Here is a 4,202-nt window from a genome sequence, read left to right as displayed (position 1 = left end):
CCCTAAAATTCAGCATAAATAGGAGCTAATAAGAAAGATTCTCTTAAATCCAACAGCAAATGGGTAGGCAGAAAAGCAATTTAAGGTATAATGAGGAGGAAATGAAAAAGGAATATACATAGAGGAGGAAAAGGAACATGACAAAAAAATTCAAATTTTTTATGATGGCATTTGCCGGTTTAGTTCTTTTGAGTGCTTGCGGAACGGAAAACAATGGAACGACAGAATCATCCGTCAGCTCTAGTGCTGTTTCTGTTTCAGAATCATCAAGCCAAGAAGTTACAGCAGAAGCAGTTTATCAAAAAATGTATGATGACAGCTTAGCACAATTTGAGGCTGGTAAGCTGGATGAAGCAGCTGGCAGTATTGAAACGCTTTTGCAAAATGATTTATCTGATTATAGTGAGTTAAAAGAAAAAGCAGTTAAATTAAAAACAGAAATCAATTCAGCTCAAGCAGAAAAAGCCAAAGCAGATGAAACTGCGGCTATGCTAGAAAACTCAGCTTATAAAACAGAACGTACTTCAGATTTGGCGGCAACAGAGTTCAAAGCAGCTACCGGTAAAGATATCAAGACGGTCTCAGATGATGAGATTAAAACATGGTTAGCTGAAAAAGACGCAGCTGCTAATTCAGCCACTGCATCTTCTGAAACAACTGACACATCAGCAGCAAGCAGTGCCGCTTCCAGTTCCTCTGCAGCTCCAACGATGTCAGCAGATGAAGAACGAACAGCTGTATTAAATGAGGTTGTGTCGAAAACAGGAATTTCTCCTGAAGACAATCAATTTTATGTAACAAAAAATGATGACGGCTTGTACCAAGTCGAAATTCGCCATGCTCATGAAGTAGAAGGAGTCGAAATTTCTAATATGGTAGGAATGTTCCAATATGATTTAACCAATAAAACATTAATGAAAATGGATCCATTGACTGGTGAATACATTCCTTACACTGATTAATTAACTGTATACGCAAAAAGAATTGCCTTTTAAAAAAACTAAAAAGGCAATTCTTTTATTTTTTTTGAAAAACAGAATCAAGCGCTTCTTTTTCTGAAAAGTTTTTTCAGGATAATGTTAGATAAAGAAAAACCGCTTACTGTCGAGCCGATAAATAAGATAAATGAAGAGAATAAACTAGTTGATCCCGAACCATAAAAATAATCATGAAAGATATAGAAAATGCTGAAGCCTATCAGTAAAGAGAAAAACAATCCCAACCCATAATAAGCTAATTTATATGAAAAAGAAGTGAAGTCTGGCGTGTACTCATCTTTATTATTCAGGCTACCAGCAATCGGATGAAACTGGGGTCCATCAAGTTGATTGTTAGCATTATTTTTTCCTACATTTATGCGTGAATACATTGAACTGGAAATATTGTTTTCTTTATTGTACTTATTTTGCTGATCTCGATCACTCATCTTTTTTTATCCTCCTCATTCGTTGATTTTCCTTATTACTATAATTTTAGTATACAATATAGCCTGCAAAAGATACAGGAAACGTCCTGTTTCCTGTAATATATTCAGGCTCAATGTAATATAAATGTGATATAAAAAATATAATTGACTAAAATGTATCTAAATTGGTAAAATTCATTTGAATTGTAACAAGATTTCCTGTAAATTTATTAATGTGAGCGATTTGGCTGAGTAGAATATAAAAAAATCACTTGCCAATAAAAAAAGTATTAATTGATTAGTTAAAATAAAAAAAGTGGGGATAAAATGTGCGGATTTGTTGGGTATATTTCAAATAAAAAACACACGATAGAAGAAAAGCAAAAGACAAAAGTTCAAAAAATGAATAAAAGAATTGTGCATAGAGGACCGGATGAAGAGGGTTATTATAGTGATGATACCATTGCTTTAGGATTTAGAAGATTGAGTATTATCGATATTGAAAAAGGTCATCAGCCTTTGTCCTATGAAGAAGAACGTTACTGGATTATTTTTAATGGCGAGATCTATAACTACATAGAACTCCGAAATGAATTGGTTGAAGAGGGCTATACGTTTCAAACGGATAGTGATACAGAAGTAATCATTGCAGCTTATTCAGCATACAAAGAAAAAGTAACCAGCAAGTTAAGAGGGATGTTTGCATTCGTTATCTGGGATAAGCTAGAAAAAACTTTTTTTGGGGCTCGTGATCATTTTGGGATTAAGCCATTTTATTATGCAGTAGAAAATCAAGGGTTGTATGTATCGTCTGAGAAAAAATCGATTTTAAAGGTTATCAAAGACCGTCAATTAGACGAAGTAGCTTTGCAGAATTACTTGACCTTCCAATATATTCCTGGACTGGAAACCATGCACCAATCCATCAAGGAACTTGCACCTGGTCATTTCATTACGAAAAAACTGAATGAAGAAGTTAAAATCACTAAATATTGGCAAGCAGATTTTTTGCCCGTTGCTAAATCGGAAGAAACATTTGCAAAAGAAATCAGAGCAAGTTTATATGATTCAATTGAAAAACATATGCGATCAGATGTTACAGTTGGTTCATTTTTATCAGGAGGAATTGATTCTTCTATTATTGTTGCAATTGCGCGAGAATTTAACCCTAAGTTAAAAACGCTATCGGTCGGCTTTGAAAGAGAAGGCTACAATGAAATTAATTTGGCTGAAGAAACCGCTGAAGAACTAAGAGTAGACAATTTTAGTTATACGATTACTGCCCAAGAATTTATGGATGAATTTCCGCGTTTTGTTTGGCATATGGATGATCCCTTAGCAGATCCGGCTGCTGTGCCACAGTTCTTTTTATCCAGACTAGCTCGCGAACATGTGAAAGTCGCTTTGTCTGGTGAAGGTGCGGATGAATTATTTGGTGGATATGGGATTTATAACGAACCGCATGCTTTAAGAATGTTTAATCACACTGGGAAAGTTACCAATCAAGCGATTAATCGACTGGCGAAGCTGATGCCAGAAGGAGTCAAAGGGAAAAGCTTCCTTTTAAGAGGAACGATTCCTTTAGAGAACCGGTACGTTGGCAATGCAAAAATCTTTGAAGAAGCTGAAAAGAAGAAACTTTTAAAAAATTACAACCTGCATTATCCTTATCATGAAGTAACAAAACCGTTTTATGAGCAGACGCTTGGCTATCATCCCGTTGATAGAATGCAATTGATCGATATCAATACATGGTTAAGCGGCGATTTGCTGTTAAATGCGGATCGAACAACGATGGCGCATTCTTTAGAATTAAGAACGCCATTTTTAGACAAAGAAGTGTTTGAAGTGGCTAGACAAATACCAGCTAATTTAAGAATTGCACATGGAACAACAAAATACATTTTAAGAAAAGCTGTAGAAGGAATTGTTCCAGAAGATGTTATTTACCGTAAAAAGTTAGGTTTTCCAGTTCCTATCCGTCATTGGCTTAAAGATGAGATGTATGACTGGGCTTTAGCGATCATAAATGAATCTCAAACAGAACACTTGTTGAATAAGTCTTATATAGTGGACTTGCTCGATAAACACCGTACTGGAAAAATAGATTACTCGCGTAAAATATGGACAGCTTTAACATTTATGGTCTGGCACCGTATTTATGTGGAAAAATCTCAAGAATTTTTAACAGAGCCTCTAGCGTATGCTGTTAAACAATAAAGTAGTGGATTTTAGAAAAGCTAGTTGCAAATAATATCTTGAACGAAGTACACATCTACCAATGAGTTGCTTGCTTACTGGTAGATGTGTATTTATTTTCTTTTCATTTCTTTAACAAAAAATAGTGAGAAGTTTGAAGAATTTAATGTAACACAGAAGACATCTCTGTATACGGAGAGAGTGGTATTCTAATGCTAGGTCCTTTTGTGGTTACAAAATCATCTCTTTTTTAATTTCAATAAAGGTAATATCTGATTTGTCTTGATAGTCTTCAAGATAGAATGGTTGAATAGTGATATTATCATGGTACTTGATAAAGTAAGCTTTTGATTTAGTGTCCATTATCGATGTATATAAAGTTTCATCTTTATGACCTTCTTTGAGATCTACTACCGCGCCTGTCGGGATATCGGCTTGTGATAAGATACGAAAGCCTTGTAAGATAGCAGCTTGACGTTCTAAATCCTTAGGTGTATGAGCTACAAAAAAAGCAGAACGGACAAAACGTGATGGTGGTGTAAAATCGCCTGGAAGACCGACTGCTCCACTTCCTTCTCCAAACTTGGAAAGTACAGTA

4 protein-coding genes are annotated in these 4,202 nt (G+C 35.1%); 2 read left to right on the top strand and 2 right to left on the bottom strand.

Annotated features, from left to right (window positions below; translation table 11 throughout):
* Window positions 1–137 precede the first annotated feature (137 nt).
* Window positions 138–962, top strand: a complete 825-nt coding sequence (locus RT405_RS01910; RefSeq protein ID WP_313467101.1) for a hypothetical protein — start codon at window positions 138–140, stop codon at window positions 960–962.
* 77 nt (window positions 963–1,039) lie between these two features.
* Here RT405_RS01910 and RT405_RS01905 read toward each other — a convergent pair whose 3' ends face one another.
* Window positions 1,040–1,426 carry a hypothetical protein gene (locus tag RT405_RS01905; protein ID WP_313467099.1) on the bottom strand — a complete coding sequence of 129 codons (387 nt, stop codon included), beginning with the start codon at window positions 1,424–1,426 and terminating at the stop codon, window positions 1,040–1,042.
* Window positions 1,427–1,732: 306 nt separating this feature from the next.
* Here RT405_RS01905 and asnB point away from each other — a divergent pair, with 306 nt between their 5' ends.
* On the top strand, window positions 1,733–3,625 hold the full coding sequence (asnB, locus tag RT405_RS01900) for an asparagine synthase (glutamine-hydrolyzing) (protein WP_313467097.1): 1,893 nt from the start codon (window positions 1,733–1,735) through the stop codon (window positions 3,623–3,625).
* A gap of 210 nt (window positions 3,626–3,835) precedes the next feature.
* On the opposite strand, the gene RT405_RS01895 is transcribed toward asnB, so the two are convergent.
* A partial coding sequence (locus RT405_RS01895) for a linear amide C-N hydrolase (RefSeq protein WP_313467095.1) occupies window positions 3,836–4,202 on the bottom strand: 367 nt, incomplete at its 5' end.

This window comes from Carnobacterium sp., assembly GCF_032094055.1.
Taxonomy (GTDB): Bacteria; Bacillota; Bacilli; order Lactobacillales; family Carnobacteriaceae; genus Carnobacterium_A.
Note: the sequence above shows the minus strand (reverse complement) of the source record. Positions and strands in the feature narration are given on the sequence as shown.